Raw genomic sequence first — 20514 nt, 5'->3', positions numbered from 1 at the left:
CCTCCCCCGCCGCCCGGCCTCTTCTTTTCCGGAGCACGGGCATGATCAGCCGCCGCGAGATCCTGTGGGCGGGCGCCGCCCTGACCGCGTTTCCCGCCGCCGCCAGGGACCGGGCGGGCGACTGGGACGAAGCCGCCGCCATCGTCGCGCGCATCCGCCCGCCGATCTTCCCCGACCGCGATTTCCCGATCACCGACTTCGGCGCCGACCCCGACGGCGTGGCGGATTCGTCCGACGCCTTCGCCCAGGCCATCTCGGCCGCCAACGCCGCCGGCGGCGGGCGCGTGGTGGTCCCGCCGGGCGACTTCCTGACCGGCCCGATCCATCTGAAGAGCCACGTGAACCTGCATCTCGCCAAGGGCGCGACGGTGCGGTTCAAGACGGACCCCAGGGCCTACCTGCCCCTCGTCTTCACCCGCTGGGAAGGCGTGGAGCTGATGAACTATTCGCCGTTCGTCTACGCCTTCGAGCAGGAGAACATCGCCGTCACCGGCGAGGGCGTCCTCGACGGCCAGTGCTCCCGCGAGCACTGGTGGACCTGGAAGGGTCCCTGGAAGCAGAACCAGCACGGCTGGACGGACGGCTTGCCCGACCAGCGCCCGGCCCGCGCCCGCCTCTTCCAGATGGCCGAGGACCGCACGCCGGTCGCCGAGCGGCGCTTCGGCGAGGGAAGCTACCTGCGCCCGCCGTTCATCCAGCCCTACCGGTGCAAGAACGTACTGATCGAAGGCGTGAGCCTCCGCCGCTCGCCCTTCTGGCAAGTCCACCCGGTGCTCTGCGAAAACGTCACCATCCGTCGGCTCGACATCAACAGCCACGGCCCGAACAACGACGGCTGCGATCCCGAGAGCTGCAAGGACGTGCTCATCGAGGACTGCTTCTTCTCAACCGGCGACGACTGCATCGCGCTGAACTCGGGCCGAAACGAGGACGGCCGGCGCGTGGGCGTCCCGTGCGAGAACGTGGTCATCCGCAACTGCCGCATGGCCGACGGCCACGGCGGGATCACCATCGGCAGCCAGATCTCGGGCCACGTGCGCAACGTCTTCGCCGAGAACTGCAGGCTCGACAGCCCCGACCTCGACCACGCCATCCGCTTCAAGAACAACGCCCTGCGGGGCGGGATCGTCGAGCGGGTCCGCTACCGGAACCTCGACGTGGGCCAGGTCCGCCGCGCGGTCGTCACCGTCGACTTCAACTACGAGGAAGGCGCGAACGGCCGCTTCCGGCCGGTGCTGCGCGACGTGCTGATCGAGAACGTCCGCAGCGGCAAGAGCCGCTGGGCCGTGGACCTCCAGGGCCTGCCCGGCGCGCCGGTCCGCGACGTCCGCATCGTGGACTGCGACTTCCAGGGCGTGGCCGAGCCCTCCATCGTCCGGCACGTCCAGGGGCTGAAGCTGACCAACGTCCAAGTGAACGGCAGGCCGGTCCGCGACCTGACGGCGCCGCTGTAGCTCAGGCCGTGGGATCGGCGCGGTAGTCCCGTTCGGCGTAGTCGAACCAGGCGAAGTCGGCCGGCCGGCCCGCGCCCGAGGTGTCCTGGCAGCAGACGCCGACGAAGGCCCCGGTGAAGTTCGGCTGGCCGGGCGCCGTGGCCTCGTCCGACAGGATGCTCGCGTCGAACACCTCCGGCAGCCAGGTCCAGGCGCCCTCGCCTGCGCGCCAGCCGAACCGCAGGCGCTCGTAGTCCACCTCGACCCGCAGTTCGACGGGACCCGCCGGGATCGCCACCGGCCTGGTGAAGGCGTCGGCCTGCGGCGAATCCGGCAGGGCCGACATGACCTGCAGGCAGCGGCCGAGGTCCGCGTCGTGGGTGACCATCAGGTAGTGGAACTTGGCGGCGTTGTAGTAGCAGACCAGCCCCGCCGCCTGCTGGAAGTGCTGGGGCTCGAACTCCATCCGCGTGGCCGCCGAGAAGCAGTGCGCCTGCCACCTGCGCGCCACAAGGGCCTGGGTGAACAGGCTGCCGAGGCTCTCGCGACCGAACAGGCGCAGGACGCCCGGCCGCGCCCTCAGGCTGAAGATTTCGTCGGGATAGGGCGTCCGCAGCCACTGGAACTCGGGCGGCAGCGCGGGGCCATGGAAGTCGCGGCGAACCGGATCGGCCTGGAACGGCGCCTCGGAAAGGTCCGACCCCTCGACCTCCAGCTCGGGCGCACCTTGGCCGTCCAGCGTGCGCAGCCAGCCGTCCTCGTCCCAGGCGAGTTCCTGGATCGCCGTCTCGCGGCCCAGGGTGCAGCGGCCCCGGTTCGGCAGCGGCCGCCCGCACAGGTAGACCGCCCAGGTCCGCCCGTCCGGCGTCTCCAAGAGGTCGGCGTGGCCCGCCCGCTGCAGCGGCGCGTCGGGTCGGTCGCGCGCCGTCAGCACCGGCCCGTCCGGATGCACCTCGTAGGGGCCCCAGAGATCCCGCGACCTCGCCAGCGTCACCGCATGGCCCCAGCCCGTGCCGCCCTCGGCGGTGACCAGCCAATACCAGCCGTCCCGCCGGTAAAGGTGCGGCGCCTCGGTCAGCCCCAGCGCCGTGCCCTCGAAGATCACGCGGCGCTCGCCGACCAGCCGGCGCTCGGCGGTGGAATACTCCTGGGCGACGATGCCGGCGAAGCGGTTCCGCCCCGGCCGATGGTCCCAGAGCTGGTTCAGCAGGTACTTCCGCCCGTCCGCGTCGTGGAACAGCGAGGGGTCGAAGCCGCTGGAGTTCAGATGGACGGGGTCGGACCAGTCGCCCTCGATGGTCTCCGAGGTCACCAGATAGTTGTGGAAGTCCCGAAGCGAGGCGCCCGAGGCCCCGCCCACCGTGGTCCGGCCGTAGCGCTTCACGTCGGTGTAGACGAGATGGAACAGCCCGTCGGCGTAGGTCAGGCACGGCGCCCAGACGCCGCAGGAGTCCGGATCGCCCCGCATGTCGAGCTGGCTCGGCCGGTTCAGCGGCCGCGCCGCCAGGCGCCAGTTCTTAAGGTCGCGCGAGTGGTGGATCTGCACGCCCGGGAACCACTCGAAGGTCGAGGTGGCGATATAGTAGTCCCCGCCCACTCGGACGATAGAGGGGTCGGGGTTGAAGCCCCGAAGGATCGGATTGCGTATCCTCACAGCGCCGGCAGTTCGGAGACGCGACGGGCCGCCTTCCGGTCGCGCACCAGGGTCCAGAGGATCACGGCGCCGGCCAGGTCCAAGAGGCCCAGCGCCACGAAGAACGGGTCGTAGCCGACGGTTGCGACGAGACCCCCGATCAGCAGCGAGAAGACGAGGACCCCCAGGTTGCCGAAGGTCCCGGCCATGCCGGCCACGGTCGCCACCTCGCTGCGCTTGAAGAGGTCGGAAGCCATGGTGATCACCGTCACCGACAGCGTCTGGTGGGCGAAGCCGCCCAGGCAGAGCAGCGCGATGGCGGCATAGGGGCTCTCCACGCGGCCCACGAACACCATGCCCGTCATCATCAGTGCGCCGAGCGTGAAGGCGCCGCGGCGGGCGTTGATCAGGCTGACGCCCCGCCGCTGGAGGAACTCCACCACCGTCGGCCCGAACAGGCAGCCCAGGTCGGCGGCCAGGAACGGCAGCCACGCGAACATGGCGATCTGCTTGAGGTCGAAGCCGCGCGTCTGGACGAGGTAGAGTGGGATCCAGAACGACAGCGTGCCCCAGGTGGGATCGGCCAGCATCCGGGGCAGCGCGATGCCCCAGAAGTCCCGCCGGCCCAGCAGTTTCCATATCGACGGCTTGGCGCCGTCCGCGTCCAGGTCCGCCTCCTGGCCGGCGGCGATGTGTTCGCGCTCCTCCGCCGAGAGCCGCGGATGCGCCTGCGGCGGATGGAACCCCCACAGCCACAGCACGACCCAGACCGCCCCGATCAGGCCGGTGATGACGAACGCCGCCCGCCAGTTGAAGGCCAGGATCGCCCAGGCCACCAGCGGCGGGGCCAGCATGGTCCCGAACGAGGCGCCGATGTTGTAGACCCCGCCCGCGAAGCCACGCTCCCGGGCGGGAAACCAGGTGGCCACCACCTTCATCCCCGCCGGGTTGGCCGAGCCCTCCGCGAACCCCAGCAGGCCGCGCAGGGCCGCGAAGGCGGGCCAGGTGCTGGCGAACCCGTGGGCGATCGAGATCGCCGACCAGGCCCCGGCGAAGATGGCGAGGCCGGTCCTGAGCCCGAGGGTGTCGAGGACGTAGCCCACCGCCGGCTGGAGCATGATCCCGGCCTGGAAGGCGCCGGTGATCCAGCCGTACTCGCGCTCGCTGATGGACAGGTCCGTCAGCATGGTGGGCGCGGCCACGCCCATGGTGGCCCGCGTCAGGTAGTTGAGCATCGCGCCCAGCATGACGAGCGCGACGATCCACCAGCGGAGCGCCTTGACGGTGCGCACGGTCCCGGCGCCGGCCTAGCCGACCATGTCCTCGAGCTCGCGCCCGCGGGTCTCCTTCACCATGGCCCGGACGAAGAACAGCGAGACGAGCGCGCTCACCGCGTAGAAGCCGTAGGTGATCGGCAGGCCGAGCGAGGCGGCCAGCGCCGGGAAGCTGACGCTGATCGCGAAGTTGGCCGTCCACTGGGCGAAGCCCGCCACCGCCAGCCCCGAGCCGCGGATCTGGTTCGGGAACATCTCGCCCAGCATGACCCACATCACCGGGCCCCAGCTCAGGTTGAAGAAGACCACATAGGCGTTGGCCGAGATCAGCGCGACGAGGCCCGCCCCGTCCGAGAGGTGCAAGGCGCCGTCCACCATGCTGGCGGTCGAGAAGACGCCGGCCAACACGGTCAGGGTCAGCGCCATGCCCGCCGAGCCGATCAGCAGCAGCGGCTTCCGGCCGATCCGGTCGATCAGCATGATCGTCGCCAGGCACGCCAGGATCGAGAGCGAGCCGGAGAGGATGTTGATCTTCAGCGCGTCGTCTTCCGAGAAGCCCACCGACTGCCAGAGCACCGCGCCGTAGTAGAAGACGACGTTGATGCCGACGAGCTGCTGGAAGACCGCCAGACCGATGCCGGTCCACACGATCGGGCGGATCTTGCCGGTGGTCTTGTCGACCAAATCCCTGAGGCTCGGGCGGTGGTGGTCGGCCGCCAGCGAGGCGCGGATCTCGTCCACCTTGCGGCGGGCCTCGGCGTCCCCGAACAGCTTCGCGAGCACCGCTTGGGCGGCTTCGTCGCGGCCCTTCACCACCAGGTAGCGCGGGCTCTCGGGGATCATCAGCAGGGTCAGGAAGAAGATGCTGGCGGGGATCACCTGCATCCAGAACATCCAGCGCCAGGCGGGATAGCCCAGCCAGAACTCGGCGGTGGACCCGCCCGCCGTCGCGGCCAGGACGTAGTTGGCGACGAACGCCCCCGTCAGGCCGGTGATGATCATGATCTGTTGGACGCTGGAGAGCCGGCCGCGGATGGACGCGGGCGTCACCTCGCTGATGTAGACGGGCGACAGCACGCTGGCCGCGCCGACGCCCAGGCCGCCGATGATCCGGAAGACGATGAACACCGCCGAGGAGTCCGCCGCGCCGGTGCCCAGCGCGCTGAGGACGAACAGCACGGCGGCGATCATCATCACGCTGCGGCGGCCGATCCGGTCGGCCAGCCGGCCTGCGGCGAAAGCCCCGGCGGCGCAGCCCAGCAGGATCGCGCCGACGTTGAAGCCGGTGCCCAGCTTGCTGAGGTTGAAGGCCCGCTCGATGCCGTCCTGGGTGCCGTTGATGACACCGCTGTCGTAGCCGAACATGAAGCCGCCGATGGTGGCGACGGCGACGATGGCCCCGATGAAGGCCATGTTCACGCGGGCGGCCGCGCCCGTTCCGGCCAGCCCGTTCACGGGCGTGCTCTCTGTGGTCGACACTGGATGACCTCCCTGGCGGGCGCGTGGCCCATGGTTCTTCCCCGGTCTCTGACGGACCTCTCGGCGCGCAGCCTTAATGATAGCGGTATCATGGTCAAGCCCGTTGGTTCGGCCTGCCCACGGAAAAACTAGTGGTTGTGGCGCGGCGTCCTGGCCGAGACGCCCCGGTACTTCACAGCCACCTCAAGCACGGCGCCCTCGGCGAGCTGGCCGGTCTTCTCGCGGTAGATCTCTTCCCAGGGCGTGTGGCTCTCAGGAACGGGCGGCGGCGCCTCGGCCCTGCGGCGGGCGATCTCGGCCGCGTCCACCAGGGCGTCGCAGGTCCCGGCGTTCAGGTCGATTCTGATGACGTCGCCCGTGCGCAGCCAGGCCAAGCCCCCGCCCGCCGCGCTCTCGGGCGAGGCGTTGAGGATCGAGGGGCTGTCCGAGGTGCCCGACTGGCGCCCGTCGCCGAGGGTCGGCAGGCTGGAAATCCCCTTCTGGATGAGGGCGTCCGGCGGCTGCATGTTCACCACCTCGGCCGAGCCGGGCCAGCCCAGCGGGCCCGAGCCCCGGATCACCAGGATGGTCCGCTCGTCGATGCCGAGCGCCGGGTCGTTGATCCGGTGGTGGTAGTCGTCCGAGCCGTCGAAGACGACCGCCTTCGCCTCGAAGACGCCCTCGCGGCCGGGCTCCGACAGGTAGCGCGCCCGGAACTCCTCGGAGATCACGCTCGTCTTCATGATGGCGAAGTCGAATAGGTTGCCCTTCAGCACCAGGAAGCCCGCGCGTTCCTTCAACGGCGCGTCATAGGGCGTGATGACCTCGCGGTCGGTCGCCTCGCGGCCCTCCAGGTTCTGCGCCATCGTCCGGCCGGTGACCGTCAGGCCGCCGCCGTCGATCGCCCCGGCCTTCAGCAGTTCCCACATCACCGCGGGCACGCCGCCGGCCCGATGGAACCGCTCGCCCAGGTACTTGCCCGCGGGCTGCATGTTGACCAGCAGGGGCACGTCGTAGCCGTGGGTCATCCAGTCGTCGTGCGACAGCTCCACGCCCGCGTGGCGGGCCATGGCCACGATGTGCGGCTGGGCGTTGGATGAGCCGCCCAGCGCGCTCACCACCTTGATGGCGTTCAGGAAGGCCCGGCGGTCCAGCACCTTCGAGGGGCGCAGGTCCTCGTAGGCCATGTCCACGATCCGGCGGCCAGTCTCGTAGGCCATCTGTCCCCGCTCGCGATAGGGCGCCGGGATCGCCGCGCAGCCGGTCAGCGACAGGCCCAGGGCCTCGGCCACGGCGTTCATGGTCGAGGCGGTGCCCATGGTGTTGCAGTGGCCGGCCGACGGCGCCGAGGCGGTGGCCCTGGCCAGGAACTCCTCTTCGGTGATCTCGCCGGCGGCCAGCTTGCGCCGGCTGCGCCAGATCACCGTGCCCGAGCCGACCAGTTCGCCCTCGTGCCAGCCGTCCAGCATGGGTCCGCCCGAGAGCACGATGGCCGGGATGTCCACGGTCGAGGCGGCCATGATCCCGCTGGGCGTGGTCTTGTCGCAGCCCGTGGTCAGCACCACGGCGTCGATGGGGTAGCCGTAGAGGATCTCGGTGAGGCCCAGGTAGGCCAGGTTGCGGTCCAGCGCCGCGGTCGGGCGCCGGCAGTTCTCGAAGATCGGATGGACCGGGAACTCCATGGCGATCCCGCCCGCGTCGCGGATGCCGTCGCGGACCCGCCGGGCGAGGTCCAGGTGGATGCGGTTGCAGGGCGACAGGTCCGAGCCCGTCTGGGCGATGCCGATGATGGGCCGCCCCGACTGCAGCTCCTCGGGCGTGATCCCGTAGTTCATGAAGCGCTCGAGGTAGAGCGCGGTCATGTCGGAGCGTCCGGGCGCGGCGAACCACTCCCGGGACCGGAACGGGCGGGCCGGCGTGCGATCAGGCATGGGCGAATTGGTGCTGCGGCAGGCCGGGCGTGTCCACCTCGAACCGGAAGAGGCCGCCGGCCAGCGGCTGGGCCTCGCGCTCCTTGGCCGAGAGGCCCTTCCAGGCCGTGGTGGCGTACATGGTCTTCAGGTCGTCGCCGCCGAAGGCGATCTTGGTGATGTTGGCGACCGGGAACTCCACCTTCCCGATCAGCTCGCCCTTCGGCGAATAGCGCCGCACGTGGCGGCCGGCGAAGAGGCCGGTCCAGAGGCAGCCCTCCACGTCCACCGCTGGGCCGTCGGGATAGCCGCCGCCCTCCTCAATCCGGACGAACACCCGCCGGTTCGAGAGTTCGCCGTTGGCGGCCACGTCGAAGGCGTAGATCGTCTTGAGCAGGGTGTCGGTGTGGTAGAGCGTGCGGCCGTCCGGGCTCATGGCCGGGCCGTTGGTGATGCAGTAGCCGGTGTCGCAGCGCTTCAGGCCCGCGCCGTCCAGGCGGTAGAGCGCCCCCGTCAGGTTCTTCTCGCCGTCGTGCATCGAGCCGAACCAGAGCCGGCCCTTCTCGTCGACGAAGCCGTCGTTGAGGCGGTTGTCCAGCTTCGGGTCCTCGATCGTCGCCATCAGGTCGAAGCGGCCGCTCCTGGGGTCGAAGCGGTGCAGGCCGGTCTTGAGGCCCGCGATCCAGCCGCCGCCGCGCACGGGGACGATGAAGCCCACCTGGTCGGGCGCCGCCCAGCTCCAGGCCGCCCCCGTCACCGGCTCATAGCGGTGGATGCGCTTGCCCTTGATGTCGACGAACCAGACGGCGTCGTCCTCCGCCAGCCAGACCGGGCCTTCGCCGAGCTCGGCGTCCGCCCTCAGCACGCACTCCGGCTCGCCCGACATGGTCCTACCTCCAGCCCGCGTCGATCCAGTACTCGTGGCCCGTGCACATCCGCGCGTCGTCCGAGGCCAGGAACAGCACCAGCGCCGCCACGTCGGCCGGCTCGATGCGGTCCTTCAGGCACTGCTGGGCCACGATCTCGGCCTCGCCCTCGGGCGTGTACCACTTCATCTGGCGCGGCGTGCGCACGTTGCCGGGCGCCACGCAGGTCACCCGGATGCCGAACGGCCCCAGCTCCCGGGCCAGCGCCCGGGTCATGCCCTCGATGCCTGCCTTGGCCGTCTCGTAGAGCACGAGGTCGGGCAGGCCGAGGTGCCAGGAGATCGAGCCGAAGTTGACGATCACGCCACGCCCGGCGGCCTTCATGGCTGGGACCACGGCCTTGGTGCAGAACACCATGTGCCGGAGGTTCACCGCTATCCGGTCGTCGAAGTACTCCGGCGTCACCTCGTCCAGGGTATGGCGGTCGTCGTTGCCGGCGTTGTTCACCAGGATGTCGACGGGCCCGATCTTCTCGAAGCAGGCCGCGATGGCGCCGGCGTCCGTCAGGTCGCAGCGGTGGAACGTCGGCCGGGCTCCGCCCTCGGCCAGGCGCTCGGCCAGGGCTTCGGACTCGGTCTCCAGGACGTCCATGAAGTGCACCTCGGCGCCCTGGCGCACGAAGGCCTCCACGAGGCCCGCGCCGATGCCCGAGCCGCCGCCGGTGACGACGACGCGCTTCCCCTTCAGGCTGGGATAGATCGCCGAGTTCACGCCCACGAGTAGGCCGTCTTCTGCTGGGTGTAGAACTCGACGGCGGCGAAGCCCTGCTCGCGGGCGCCGTAGCTCGACTTCCGGATGCCGCCGAAGGGCACGTGGTAGTCGACGCCGGCGGTCGGCAGGTTGACCATCACCATCCCGGCCTTCACCCGCCGCTGGAAGTCGCGGGCGTATTTCAGCGAGGTGGTCACGATGCCCGCCGAGAGGCCGAAGTCTCCGTCGTTGGCGAGCGCCAGGGCCTCGTCATAGTCCTTCACGCGCACGGTGCTGGCCACGGGCCCGAAGACCTCCTCGCAATTGATCCGCATGTCCTTGTGGGTGTCGACGATCAGGGTGGGCTGGACCCACCAGCCGGGGTTCTCCAGTTGGAGCCGCCCGCCGCCCGTCACCACCCGGCCGCCTTCGGCCTTGGCGATGTCGATGTACTTGTAGCTGGTCTCGCGCTGGGCCTCGCTGACCGCCGGGCCCATCTGGGTCGCCGGATCGAGCGCGTCGCCGACCTTCAGCGCCGCGACCTTCTCGGCCAGCGCCCTCACGAAGCGATCGTGGATGCCCTCGGTCACGATGATCCGGCTGGAGGCCGTGCAGCGCTGGCCGGTGGCGTAGAAGCTGCCGTCCAGGGCCACCATCACCGCCCGGTCGAGGTCGGCGTCGTCCAGCACGACGAGCGGGTTCTTGCCGCCCATCTCGAGCTGCACCCGCGCCTGGCGCCTCATGGCCGCCTCGGCGACGCTGGCGCCCACCGTCTGGGAGCCGGTGAACGAGACCCCGTCCACGTCCCTGTGCTCGACCAGCTTCGCGCCCATCGAGCCCGGACCGAAGATCATGTTGAAGACGCCGGCGGGCGCGCCGCATTCGTAGATGATGTCCGCGAGCGCCGCGGCGATGGCCGGCGTCGGACCGGCCGGCTTGATCACCACGGTGTTGCCGAACGCCAGCGCCGGCGCCGTCTTCCATGCGGGGATGGCGATGGGGAAGTTCCAGGGGGTGATGAGGCCGAAGACGCCCACCGCCTGGCGGTAGGTCTGGATCTCCACGCCGGGCCGGACCGAGTCCAGGTTCTGGCCGTGGCGGCGCAGGGCCTCGCCGGCGAAGTACTTGAAAATGCGGCCGGCCCGGACCGTCTCGCCGATGCCCTCGGGCAGGGTCTTGCCCTCCTCGCGCGACAGCAACCGGCCCAGCTCCTCGCGGCGCTTCAGGATGGTGTCGCCCACCCTGTCCAGCAGGTCCGAGCGGACCTCGGGAGAGGCCTCCGACCAGGCCGGGAACGCGCCCTTGGCCGCGGCGACGGCGGCGTCCACCTCGGCCTCGCCGCCCCGGGGGACACGGGCCACCACGTCGGCGGTGTTGGAGGGGTTGAGGCTCTCTTCCGGCGCCTCGGCGGCCACCCGCTCCCCGCCGATGTACTGGGCCAGGGTGGCCGTGGGGATGTCGGTCATTGCGCGGCCTCCGCCGTAAGCAGGCCGCGTCCGGCCAGGTTACGCATCAGGTCGCCCACGCCGAACGTCCACGGCGGGGCGGCCTTCGAGGTCGTCACCTCGTTTTCCAGGACGCCGAGGCGAGGGCTCGAGACCCGCACCACGTCGCCGACCTTGTGGGTGAAGCCCTGGCCCGGAGCGTCCCGATCCTGGGTGGGCGCGAACAGGGTGCCGCAGAACAGCACGAAGCCGTCCGGGTACTGGTGCTCGCTCATCGCCTGGCGGACCAGTTCCAGCGGGTCGCGGCTGATCTGGTCCATCGAGCTGCGGCCCTCCAGCCGGTAGTTGTCGGGGCCCTGGATCTCCAGGTCGACCTCGGCGCCGCGCACGTCGTCGATGGTGAAACCCTCATCGAAGAGGCGGATGAAGGGCCCCAGCGCGCACGAGGCGTTGTTGTCCTTGGCCTTGCCGAGCAGGAGGGCGCTGCGGCCCTCGAAGTCGCGCAGGTTCACGTCGTTGCCGAGCGTGGCGCCCAGGGCGCGGCCCTGGCGGTCGCAGACCAGGACCACCTCCGGCTCCGGATTGTTCCAGGCCGAATCCGAGCGCACGCCGATCCGCGCGCCGTGGCCTACAGCCGACAGCACCGGGGCCTTGGTGAAGATTTCGGCGTCGGGGCCGATGGCGACCTCCAGGTACTGCGACCAGAGCCCGTCGGCGATCAGGGCGGCCTTCAGCCGGGCGGCCTCTTCCGTGCCCGGGACCACCGAGCGGATGTCGGCGCCGACCCGGTCGCGCAGGGCGCCCCGGATCTCCTCGGCCTTGGCGGCGTCGCCCCGGGCCCGCTCCTCGATCACCCGCTCCACGGCCGAAACCGCGAAGGTCACACCCGCCGCCTTCACGCACTGCAGATCGATGGGCGCCAGCAGCGGCTGGGCCTCGAAGTCGAAATCCTGGATCAGGCCCAGGTCGCGGCCGGCGATCTCCACCGGCCAGGCGTTCATCAGGTCGGCGACGGTCGGCGACCCCCGCGAGACGTCGAAGAGTCGGCCGTTGCGGCACAGCACCGGCGTCGGACCGGCCCGCGTCAGGATCCGCCCGACCAGGGTCGCCGTCGTCCAGTCGGCCGGCAGAAAAGCCGTCGGCCGCGTCGCGGCATCGCCCATGGTCAGATCTCCCTTATTTTTGGTAGCGCTATCAATCCGGAACGCTGTCTGTCAAGGTAAGCTTCGAAACCTCGCCACGTTCGTAGGCGGGGACGGCGGAAATGGGAGGCTTCAGGTTGCGGTTTCGATCGTTCTCGTCATCCGGATGTGCTCTGGCGGCCGTCGCGCTCGCGGCGGCCCTGATCGCCGGCCCGGCGCAGGCCCGCGACGCCCGATGGGTCGGCGCCTGGGCCGCGTCCCAGATGGTCCCGGAGGCGCAGAACACCCTCCCCGCCGAGGCCCTGACCGACGCCACCGTTCGCCAGGTGGTCCGGGTGACGGCCGGCGGCCCGCGCCTGCGCGTGCGCCTCTCCAACGTCTTCGGGACCGCGCCGCTGGCGTTCTCCGGCGTCCGCGTCGCCAAGGCCGGCGCGCCCGGCTCCTCCAGCATCGACGTGGGCGCCGACAGCATCGTCACGTTCAACGGCCGCGAGGCGGTCACCGTGCCTGCGGGCGCCGAGTACGTTTCCGATCCCGTGGAGTTCGCCGTCGCGCCGTTGACCCGGCTCGCCGTCAGCTTCCACCTGCCCGCGCCGCCCGCCGTCCAGACCGGCCATCCGGGCTCGCGCACCACCACCTTCGTGGCCAAGGGCCGCCGCCTTTCCGACCGCAGCCTGCCCGGCGCGCTGGAGGTGGTGCGCTGGTATCAGGTCTCGGGCGTCGACGTGGAGGCCGCCCCGCGTGGCGGCGCCGTGGTCACGTTCGGCGACTCCATCACCGACGGCTACGGCGTGGGTCCCGACCACGACGAGCGCTGGCCGGACTTCCTGGCCGAGCGCCTGCAGGCCGATCCGGCCACCCGCCATCTCAGCGTCCTCAACCACGGTATCGGCGGCAACCGCGTGCTCCTGGACGGCCTGGGCCCCAACGCCCTGGCCCGCTTCGAACGCGACGTGCTGGCCCAGACCGGCGTGCGCTACGTCATCGTCCTGGAGGGGGTGAACGACCTCGGCAGCCTGACGCGGCTCGGGCCGGCCAGCCCCGAGGCCCACGCCCGGATCGTCGCCGAGATCACCGGCGCCTACGCCCAGATGGTCGCCCGCGCCCGGGCCCGGGGGATCAAGGTGATCGGCGCCACCATCCTGCCCTTCGCGACCTCGGGCTACTACAAGCCGCCGCCCGAGACCGAGGCCGACCGGCAGGCGGTCAACGCCTGGATCCGCGCGCCCGGGAACTTCGACGCGGTGATCGACTTCGACGCCGTCGCCCGCGATCCGGCCCGACCCGACCGGATGAACGCCGAGGTGGACTCCGGCGACGGCCTGCACCCCTCCATCGCCGGCTACCGGATGATGGCCGAGGCCGTGCCGCTCTCGCTGTTCGCGCCATGAGGCTCGCGCTCGCAGCCCTGGCCGCGCTTTGCGCCCTGCCGGCCGCCCGGCCCGTCCGGGCGCAGGAGGTCGCGCTGACCTTCGACGACCTGCCGGCCCACAGCGCCCTGCCCAGGGGCGAGACCCGCGTCGGCGTCGCCCGGGCGATCCTGAAGGCGCTCCGCGAGGCCAAGGCCCCGGCCTTCGGCTTCGTCAACGGCGTCCAGACCGAACGCGAGCCTGGGTCGGACCAGGTGCTGAGCCTCTGGCGCGCGGCCGGCCATCCGCTCGGCAACCACACCTGGAGCCACCTGCGGCTGACCGCCGACAGCGCCGAGGCCTTCGAGACCGACATCGTACGCAACGAGCCGCTGCTGGAAGCGCGGATGGGACAGGCGGACTGGCGCTGGTTCCGTTATCCGTACCTCGCCGAGGGCGAGACGCCGGAGGTCCGCGCCCGGGCCCGGGCGTTTCTGAAGGCGCGCGGCTATCGGATCGCCAGCGTCACCCTCGACTTCGCCGACTGGGCCTACAACGAGCCCTACGCCCGCTGCCGGGACAAGGGCGACGCGGCCGCCGTCGCGGCGCTGGAGGCCCGATACCTGGCCTCGGCGGCGGAGGGCCTGGACCGCGCGCGCGCCCAGTCGCATCGGCTCTACGGCCGCGACATTCCCTACGTCCTGCTGATGCACCTGGGCGCCTTCGACGCGCGGATGGTCCCGCGCCTGCTCGCCCTTTACCGCTCCAAGGGCGTGCGGTTCGTCAGTCTGCCGGAGGCGCAGGCCGATCCGTTCTACCGGTCCGACGTGGAGATCACGCCGACCGCCGAGCCCCTGACGCTGGAGGCCGAGGCCCGCAGGCGCGGGATCGAGCCCGCGCCTGCGCCGGCCATCGCCGACCTCGCGGAGCTCTGCCGGTAGCCCCTACCGCTTCCGGGGCGGGCCGTCGGACTGGCGCTGGATCAGGGTGAAGGCCTGCAGCGCGTGCGGATGCTGGGGCTTCTCGCCCGAGCGGCGGCTGCGGATCTCGTCGGCCAGCAGCGTGACCGCCTCGCGCGACATGTCGGCGATCGGCTGGCGGATGGTGGTGAGCTCGGGCCAGACCGTGGTGGCGAGCGCGCTGTCGTCATAGCCCACGACCGTCAGGTCCCTGGGCACGTCCAGGCCGCGCCGGTGCGCCGCCGCGACGGTGGCCGCGGCCATGTCGTCGTTGCTGGCGAAGATGGCCGTCGGCGGATCGGAGAGCGCCAGGAGCTGCTCGGCGCCGTCCAGGCCCGAGCGATAGGTGAAGTAGCCCTGTACGACCAGCGCCGGGTCCGAGGCCACGCCCGCCTCGGCCAGGCCTGCGAGATAGCCCTCCAGGCGCTGCTGGCTGGCGGTCTGGTTGGGGTGGCCCTTGATGAAGCCGATCCGCCGGTGGCCCAGGCCCACCAGGTGCCGGGTCATGGCGTGGGCCGCCTCGAAGTCGTCGATGCGCACCGCCGAGACGTCGGCCGGCGGACGGCCCGTGGCCACCGCGACGGCGGGCGTATGGCTGGCCGCCAGGGTCTTCAGCACCTGGGGCGCGTCGCACAGGGGGGGCGGCAGGATGATCCCGTCCACGCCCTGGCTCACGAGCCGCGCGGCGGCGTCCTCGGCGTGCTCCTCGTCGCATTTCTCGACGACGAGCTGGATGTTGCTGCGGCTGCACTGGTCCAGGCCGCCCACCAGGAATTCGCTGAGGTAGGCCGAACTGGGGTTCGAATAGAGCAGGCCGATACGGATCAGGTCGGCGCCCGCCAGGCTGCGGGCTGCGGGGTTGGGCTGGTAGTTCAGGTCCCGGATCGCCGCGTTCACCGCCTCGCGGGTGGACTCGCGCACGTTCTTCTCGCCGTTGATCACGCGCGAGACGGTCATCGGGGAGACGCCGGCGTAGCGGGCGACGTCGTGGATCGTCAGCGCGCTTCTCTGTCGGCGGGCGGGTTTCTGCAATCGATCCTCCGGGTCCTGGATCAGGCCTACGTCTGACGTACCGGCGGCTTCGCCACAAGGGGGACCGTGCCGCACCTTCGAAGCGGGCGCCGCATATTGGTCAGACCTTAAAAGCCGTATCGGTCAGACCGTATTGACACTAAAGAACTGACCTAGTAGCAATCCATGTGACCGCTATCATAGCGGAGTCGGTAGCAGGGGTCACCCAGAGTTCAGAGCGACGGCGCGTTCAGACGCCGGCTCGGGCGCGTCCGCCCAAATAATCAAACAGCGCGTGCCCAGCATGCGCGAAGGGGAAGGGAACGATGAATTCTTCTTTCAAGAAGACGTCTGCACGCACGAAGGCGCTTCTGCTTGGCGCGACTTTCCTGGCCGGCGGGATTTTCTCGGAGGCCCACGCGCAGACCGCGGCGGCGGGCGGCGAGGTCCAGGAGATCGTGGTCACCGGCTTCCGCCGCAGCCTGGCGGAGTCGACCAACGCCAAGCGTGAGGCCACCGGCTTCCAGGACTCCATCTTCGCCGAGGACATCGGCAAGTTCCCGGACACCAACCTCGCCGAATCCCTGAACCGGATCCCCGGCGTCCAGCTCACCCGCGAGATCACCGGCGAAGGCCTGAACATCGCCATCCGGGGCCTGGGCACCAACTTCACCAAGATCCTGCTGAACGGCAACCAGATCGCCGTGGCCTCCACGGGCCGCACCGACGCCCAGAACCAGAACCGGGAAGTCGACCTCGACATGTTCCCGACCGAGCTGTTCAACCGGCTCGACGTCAACAAGACCCCCGTGGCCAGCATGCTGGAAGGCGGCGTCTCGGGCTCGGTCAACATGCGCAGCGCCCGGCCCTTCGACAATCCGGGCCGCAGCATCAACTACACGCTCCAGGGCGCCTATAACGACAACTCCGAGAAGTGGAGTCCGCGCGGCTCCCTGATCGTCAGCCAGACCTGGGACACCGGCATCGGGGAGTTCGGCGTGCTGGCCGGCGTCGCCATCGCCCGCAACAAGGTGCTGACCACCGGCTTCGAGACCATCGGCTGGACCAACGCCAACCTGGCCTGCGCAGGCTGCAACACCAACGGCGGCAACGGCTTCAACTTCGCCACCACGGTTCCGGCCAACGCCGGCAACGGCCTGACGCCCGGAACGCCCGTCGACGCGGCCTTCCTGACCGCCCGCAACCCGGGAACCTCGCTGGTCCAGCTCAGCGACGCCCTGATCCCGCGCCTGGGCCGCCCCGCCTACAACAAGGGCGACCGCGACCGGGACTCGGCGTTGATCTCCATCGAGTACCGCCCGAGCGACAGCCTGAACTTCTACTTCGACACCCTGCTGGGCCAGGCGAACCGCAAGTTCGAGCGCCTCGACATGAACTGGGTGGTGCGCAATTCGAACTTCATGGTCCCGCTGAACGTCCAGGTGGACCAGAACAACGTCGTCACCTCCGGGACCTTCGCCAACTCGCAGTTCTTCCTCGAGTATCGGCCGTACGAGGAAGACCTGGAGTTCTTCAACCTGAACCCCGGCATGAGCTGGCAGGTGAACGACTGGATCAAGGTCGACGCCCAGCTCAACATGAGCAAGAGCAAGTTCTTCCGCGAGGCGCCGACGGTCCTGGTGAACACGCCGCTCAACACCGGCCTGACGGTCACCTACGACAACACCGGCGGGAACTTCCCCTCCATCACCTCGAACCGCGACCTCAACGACCCGAACCTCGGCTGGACCTGGGCCGGCGGCCGCGTGAACATCCAGAACGAGCGCCGGGTCACCAAGACCAAGGGCGCCCACCTCGACACCACTTTCGGCGACGACACGCTGAACCTGAAGATCGGCGGGGCCTGGGACAGGGCCGACCGCTCGATCATCGCCCTCGACAACAGCCCGGCCTGGCAACAGGCGGTCTGCGGCGGCGGCGGGACGTTCCAGCCGGCGCCCGCGCCCCAGCCGGCCTGCGACGGCCGCGCGGGCTCGGCGGTCACCCAGGGCGCGCTGGCCTCGTTCCTGCGGCCGGGCCCCGGCGGCTTCATCACCGTCGACTGGGACGCCTTCAAGCAGGCCACGAACTACGACGCCTTCAGCGATGCGGCGCCGTTCTCGACCTCGGCCGCCACGGGCGCGCGGTCGGGCATCATCAACGAGGAGACCTGGGGCGGCTACGCCGAGTTCAACGGAACGTCCGAGTTCCGCGACTTCGTGCTGAAGTACAACGCCGGCGTCCGCTACGTTTCGACGGACCAGAAGATCACCGGCCCCTTCACCCCGCCGGGCGGTTCGGCAGCCACAGGCTTCCAGACCCTGGGCTCGCGCTACGACGCCTACCTGCCGTCGTTCAACGCCTCGCTGCAGATGCCGCACAACCTGCTGTTCCGCCTGGCCGCGTCGCGCACCCTGACGCGGCCCGATCCAAGCGCCATGCTGCCGGGCACCAGCTTCAGCGACCCCTCGGCACAGAGCGCCAGCCAGGGCAATCCGAACCTCACGCCGTTCAAGTCCAACAACTTCGACGCCGGCCTCGAATGGTACACGGGCGAGGAGGGCTATGTGGGCGTGGTCGGCTTCCAGAAGGAGGTCTCCGGCTTCACCGTCCAGGGGACCAACACCATCCCCTTCCGCCAGCTCGGCGTGCCCTTCGAGGCCCTCACGGCGGCCCAGCAGACCGCCATCAACAACCGGGGCGGCCCGGATGTGGCGACCGTCACGGTGACACAGCAGGTCAACGCGGGCGGCGTGCTCACCATCCGCGGTTACGAGCTGAACTGGGTGCAGCCCCTGACCTTCCTGCTGGACGGCCTGGGCTTCACCGCCAACTACACCCGGATCTACCAGAGCGCTTCGGGCGCCGGCGCCCCGCCGGTGGCCATCGGCGTCTCGCCCTACACCTACAACCTCACCGGCTACTACGAGAAAGGCCCGGCCTCGATCCGGCTGTCCTGGACCTACAACGACGACCAGATCAGCTCGACCCCAAACCAGAACAGCGTGCCGGTGGCGCAGCTCCGCACCGACGCGCGCGGCCAGCTCGACATGTCGGCCAGCTACGAGATGGACTGGCTGCCCACCTCGCCGCGCCTCACCCTCGACGTGATCAACATCACCGACGAGGACCAGCGCCAGACGTTCGAATACCCGAACGCGGCCTTCACCTACTACAAGCCCGGACGCGCCGTCCTGCTCGGCATCCGGGGCAGGTTCTAGAGCCCCGCTTTTCTCCTCCCCACGAGAAAAGGGCTGACTTGGGCGGCGCACCGGAAGGCGCGCCGCCCTTTCTTTTTGGCCGGCCAGCTACCTTCTCCTCCCCCATCGGGGGAGGGGGACCGGCCGAAGGCTGGTGGAGGGGGCCAGTGTAGCGGGACACTTGGTTTCGGAGCGCGGGACACTTGGTTTCGGAGTCACTCTGAAATTAGCGCGAGGCCGACGAAGGGGCATGGAAGGCCGGTTTAACCGCCTTTGACGGGCCATTGAACCGGGCCGTCCCCGCCTAGCTCCCCGCCCGCGAGGCGGGCCAGCGTGGCCAGGTAGGCGTCCAGGTCGTAGCGCGGGCGCTCGCCCCGGGCGGCCGCTGAGGCCGCCGCCTCCCGGGCCTGCCAGGCCGACAGGTCCAAGGTGCAGGGCCGCACGTCGATCTCCTTCCGCCGGCCGCTGGCCCCGCACGCCTCGCACCGGAGCCGGCGCTTGGCCTCCCGGATCGTCGTGGCGAAGCCCAGCAGCTCCACCGCCCGAGCGGCCGACAGCCGGACCTCGCGCCGGCAGGGCGGGCGGCAGCAGGTCACGACCAGATGCTGGTTGATCTGGAGAAGGTCGCCCAGGACGGGCGCAGGGGCGGACACGGCGGAGAACTCCGGCCAGGGCGCCGACCCGCCAGCCTTCTAGGCCCAGGGCCGTCGTGATCGCAAGCGAGGCTATTGGATTGGCCTGCGCGCCGGCGACGAGCCGGGTATCAGGCCCAGCACGCCACGAGAGGGGGACGCCATCATGGCCCTGACCACGCCGCCGCCGATCGCCGAGGAGCTCGCCCACCTGCGGGCCGCACTGCGCCACGCCAACCCGCTCGTCCCGTCGATGTTGCTCAGCCACGTCCGCGCCTGCCTGGACCGTATCCACGGCCTGGTCGAGCCCTCGGCCGAGATCCGGCTGGCCATGGAGGCCGTGATCGAGGCGGTGGCCAGGGTCGCGGCCGGGCTCAACCTGCCAGCCGCCGTGGTCGACCACGCCCCCATCGAGGAGGCCAAGGGCCTTGCCGGTCTCCGCGTCTATCGTCTCGAGCAGGCCCTCAGGCATGCGCGGCCGTCCGGCGTGGCGCGGGACACAGGCCAGGACTGGTGATGATCACCTCCCCGGCCGGCTGGGCGCCTCGGCCGGCGAGCCCGTAGTGGGTGGTCACCGTCTCGATCTGGAACGCGGCGAAGACTTCCCGCACCTCGGGCACGTCGTTGAGGGACAGGATGAACCGGCCCTTCAGCCCGGCCAGGATCTCGGCCATCTCGGCGAACTCCTCGCGGCCGAACATGCCGGGGCCGTAGTCGCGCTCGCAGTCGTAGTACGGCGGGTCCAGGTAGAAGAGCGTCTCGGGCGTGTCGTAGCGGGCCACGAACTCCTGCCAGCGCAGACGCTCGATGACGACGCCGGCGAGCCGGTCGTGCAGCTCGTCCAGGATCACCTGCAGGCGGGTGACGTCCACCCGCGATGGCCGGTTGATGGCGACGCCGAAGTGGCGGCTCGTCACCTTCCCGCCGAACGCCTGGCGCTGGAGGTAGAGGAACCGGGCCGCCCGCTCCAGGTCGGTCAGGGTGTCCGGGTCCACCGTCATCAGGCGGTCGAACTCGGCCCGGGCGCTGAACTGCCAGCGCAGCATCTCCAGGAAGGCCACCGGGTGGCGCTGCAGGATGCGGTAGAAGGTGACCACGTCCCGGCTCCAGTCGTTGACAACCTCGGCCGGCGGCCGGCTGAGGCGGCGCAGAAACACCCCGCCCATTCCGACGAAGGGTTCAGCGTAGGTCCGGTGGGGTGTGGCCTCGATCAGGTCGACCAGGCGGCGCGCCAGGTTGCGCTTGCCGCCGATGTAGGGCGCCGCCGGCCGGATCGGCCGGACGGGGGTACGCGGGGGACTCGACTCCATGGGTGAACATTGCTCGATTGGCCCCTGCCGGTACGGCCGGTGGCGGGGCGGAAGGGGGTGCGCACCCCCGGATGTGCGGGTCGTCGGCCCGCGGCTCGAGGCGCGCCAACGCCTCGGCCCCCGTCTCTCAGCGAGAGGGCGG

The 20514-nt window shown here is 70.4% G+C and carries 16 protein-coding genes; 5 read left to right on the top strand and 11 right to left on the bottom strand.

The window, feature by feature from the left end; genetic code table 11:
* Positions 1-41 precede the first annotated feature (41 nt).
* A complete protein-coding gene (locus tag ACK4TT_RS01775) occupies positions 42-1454 on the top strand; it encodes a glycoside hydrolase family 28 protein (protein ID WP_410212204.1) in 1413 nt (470 codons plus the stop codon).
* A 1-nt stretch (position 1455) separates the two neighbouring features.
* Here the strand turns inward: ACK4TT_RS01775 and ACK4TT_RS01770 are convergent, their stop codons facing one another.
* From ACK4TT_RS01770 to ACK4TT_RS01735, 8 genes are all read right to left on the bottom strand, one after another.
* A complete protein-coding gene (locus ACK4TT_RS01770; protein ID WP_410212203.1) occupies positions 1456-3087 on the bottom strand; it encodes a glycoside hydrolase family 43 protein in 1632 nt (543 codons plus the stop codon).
* The gene (locus ACK4TT_RS01765; RefSeq protein ID WP_410212277.1) at positions 3084-4313 is read right to left on the bottom strand and encodes an MFS transporter; all 1230 of its coding nucleotides are present in this window, start codon (positions 4311-4313) and stop codon (positions 3084-3086) included. Before ACK4TT_RS01765 ends, ACK4TT_RS01770 begins: the two co-directional genes overlap by 4 nt.
* Positions 4314-4373: 60 nt before the next feature.
* The gene (locus ACK4TT_RS01760; RefSeq protein WP_410212276.1) at positions 4374-5795 is read right to left on the bottom strand and encodes a sugar porter family MFS transporter; all 1422 of its coding nucleotides are present in this window, start codon (positions 5793-5795) and stop codon (positions 4374-4376) included.
* Positions 5796-5947: 152 nt separating this feature from the next.
* Entirely contained in the window at positions 5948-7729 is a 1782-nt protein-coding gene (locus ACK4TT_RS01755) for an IlvD/Edd family dehydratase (protein ID WP_410212202.1), read from the bottom strand.
* Positions 7722-8594, bottom strand: coding sequence for an SMP-30/gluconolactonase/LRE family protein (locus ACK4TT_RS01750; RefSeq protein ID WP_410212201.1), 873 nt, complete (start codon positions 8592-8594; stop codon positions 7722-7724). The genes ACK4TT_RS01755 and ACK4TT_RS01750 overlap by 8 nt, the downstream gene beginning before the upstream one ends.
* Before the next feature lie 4 nt (positions 8595-8598).
* A complete protein-coding gene (locus ACK4TT_RS01745) occupies positions 8599-9345 on the bottom strand; it encodes an SDR family NAD(P)-dependent oxidoreductase (protein ID WP_410212275.1) in 747 nt (248 codons plus the stop codon).
* Positions 9342-10790 carry an aldehyde dehydrogenase family protein gene (locus ACK4TT_RS01740; RefSeq protein ID WP_410212200.1) on the bottom strand — a complete coding sequence of 483 codons (1449 nt, stop codon included), beginning with the start codon at positions 10788-10790 and terminating at the stop codon, positions 9342-9344. The genes ACK4TT_RS01745 and ACK4TT_RS01740 overlap by 4 nt, the downstream gene beginning before the upstream one ends.
* Complete coding sequence (locus tag ACK4TT_RS01735; RefSeq protein WP_410212199.1) at positions 10787-11932, bottom strand: fumarylacetoacetate hydrolase family protein; 1146 nt, start codon at positions 11930-11932, stop codon at positions 10787-10789. The genes ACK4TT_RS01740 and ACK4TT_RS01735 overlap by 4 nt, the downstream gene beginning before the upstream one ends.
* A 116-nt stretch (positions 11933-12048) precedes the next feature.
* Here ACK4TT_RS01735 and ACK4TT_RS01730 point away from each other — a divergent pair, with 116 nt between their 5' ends.
* Both ACK4TT_RS01730 and ACK4TT_RS01725 read left to right on the top strand, forming a co-directional pair.
* Positions 12049-13302, top strand: a complete 1254-nt coding sequence (locus ACK4TT_RS01730) for an SGNH/GDSL hydrolase family protein (RefSeq protein WP_410212198.1) — start codon at positions 12049-12051, stop codon at positions 13300-13302.
* Positions 13299-14201 carry a polysaccharide deacetylase family protein gene (locus ACK4TT_RS01725; protein ID WP_410212197.1) on the top strand — a complete coding sequence of 301 codons (903 nt, stop codon included), beginning with the start codon at positions 13299-13301 and terminating at the stop codon, positions 14199-14201. The genes ACK4TT_RS01730 and ACK4TT_RS01725 overlap by 4 nt, the downstream gene beginning before the upstream one ends.
* A 3-nt stretch (positions 14202-14204) precedes the next feature.
* On the opposite strand, the gene ACK4TT_RS01720 is transcribed toward ACK4TT_RS01725, so the two are convergent.
* A complete protein-coding gene (locus ACK4TT_RS01720) occupies positions 14205-15251 on the bottom strand; it encodes a LacI family DNA-binding transcriptional regulator (protein ID WP_410212196.1) in 1047 nt (348 codons plus the stop codon).
* Between the two features lie 305 nt (positions 15252-15556).
* On the opposite strand from ACK4TT_RS01720, the gene ACK4TT_RS01715 reads away from it, so the two are divergent.
* On the top strand, positions 15557-18451 hold the full coding sequence (locus tag ACK4TT_RS01715) for a TonB-dependent receptor (RefSeq protein ID WP_410212195.1): 2895 nt from the start codon (positions 15557-15559) through the stop codon (positions 18449-18451).
* A 242-nt stretch (positions 18452-18693) separates the two neighbouring features.
* On the opposite strand, the gene ACK4TT_RS01710 is transcribed toward ACK4TT_RS01715, so the two are convergent.
* A complete protein-coding gene (locus ACK4TT_RS01710; protein ID WP_410212194.1) occupies positions 18694-19083 on the bottom strand; it encodes a hypothetical protein in 390 nt (129 codons plus the stop codon).
* A gap of 145 nt (positions 19084-19228) precedes the next feature.
* On the opposite strand from ACK4TT_RS01710, the gene ACK4TT_RS01705 reads away from it, so the two are divergent.
* Positions 19229-19579 (top strand): hypothetical protein, encoded by a 351-nt coding sequence (locus ACK4TT_RS01705; RefSeq protein WP_410212193.1) that lies wholly within the window; start codon positions 19229-19231, stop codon positions 19577-19579.
* On the opposite strand, the gene ACK4TT_RS01700 is transcribed toward ACK4TT_RS01705, so the two are convergent.
* The gene (locus tag ACK4TT_RS01700; RefSeq protein WP_410212192.1) at positions 19527-20372 is read right to left on the bottom strand and encodes a DNA adenine methylase; all 846 of its coding nucleotides are present in this window, start codon (positions 20370-20372) and stop codon (positions 19527-19529) included. The two genes, ACK4TT_RS01705 and ACK4TT_RS01700, sit on opposite strands and share 53 nt — an antisense overlap.
* Between the last annotated feature and the right edge of the window lie 142 nt (positions 20373-20514).

It is taken from the genome of Phenylobacterium sp., assembly GCF_046463815.1.
Classification (GTDB): Bacteria; Pseudomonadota; Alphaproteobacteria; order Caulobacterales; family Caulobacteraceae; genus Phenylobacterium.
The sequence above is the reverse complement of the archived record's forward strand: the minus strand, read 5'-3'. Positions and strand labels throughout refer to the sequence as shown.

What these genes read in the sequence shown, in the direction of transcription:
- ACK4TT_RS01735 (WP_410212199.1), bottom strand. Translation starts at nt 11,932, where the DNA reads ATGGGCGATGCCGCGACGCGGCCGACGGCTTTTCTGCCGGCCGACTGG.
- ACK4TT_RS01755 (WP_410212202.1), bottom strand. Translation starts at nt 7,729, where the DNA reads ATGCCTGATCGCACGCCGGCCCGCCCGTTCCGGTCCCGGGAGTGGTTC.
- ACK4TT_RS01750 (WP_410212201.1), bottom strand. Translation starts at nt 8,594, where the DNA reads ATGTCGGGCGAGCCGGAGTGCGTGCTGAGGGCGGACGCCGAGCTCGGC.
- ACK4TT_RS01765 (WP_410212277.1), bottom strand. Translation starts at nt 4,313, where the DNA reads ATGCTGGGCGCGATGCTCAACTACCTGACGCGGGCCACCATGGGCGTG.
- ACK4TT_RS01725 (WP_410212197.1), top strand. Translation starts at nt 13,299, where the DNA reads ATGAGGCTCGCGCTCGCAGCCCTGGCCGCGCTTTGCGCCCTGCCGGCC.
- ACK4TT_RS01705 (WP_410212193.1), top strand. Translation starts at nt 19,229, where the DNA reads ATGGCCCTGACCACGCCGCCGCCGATCGCCGAGGAGCTCGCCCACCTG.
- ACK4TT_RS01715 (WP_410212195.1), top strand. Translation starts at nt 15,557, where the DNA reads ATGAATTCTTCTTTCAAGAAGACGTCTGCACGCACGAAGGCGCTTCTG.
- ACK4TT_RS01740 (WP_410212200.1), bottom strand. Translation starts at nt 10,790, where the DNA reads ATGACCGACATCCCCACGGCCACCCTGGCCCAGTACATCGGCGGGGAG.
- ACK4TT_RS01775 (WP_410212204.1), top strand. Translation starts at nt 42, where the DNA reads ATGATCAGCCGCCGCGAGATCCTGTGGGCGGGCGCCGCCCTGACCGCG.
- ACK4TT_RS01700 (WP_410212192.1), bottom strand. Translation starts at nt 20,372, where the DNA reads ATGGAGTCGAGTCCCCCGCGTACCCCCGTCCGGCCGATCCGGCCGGCG.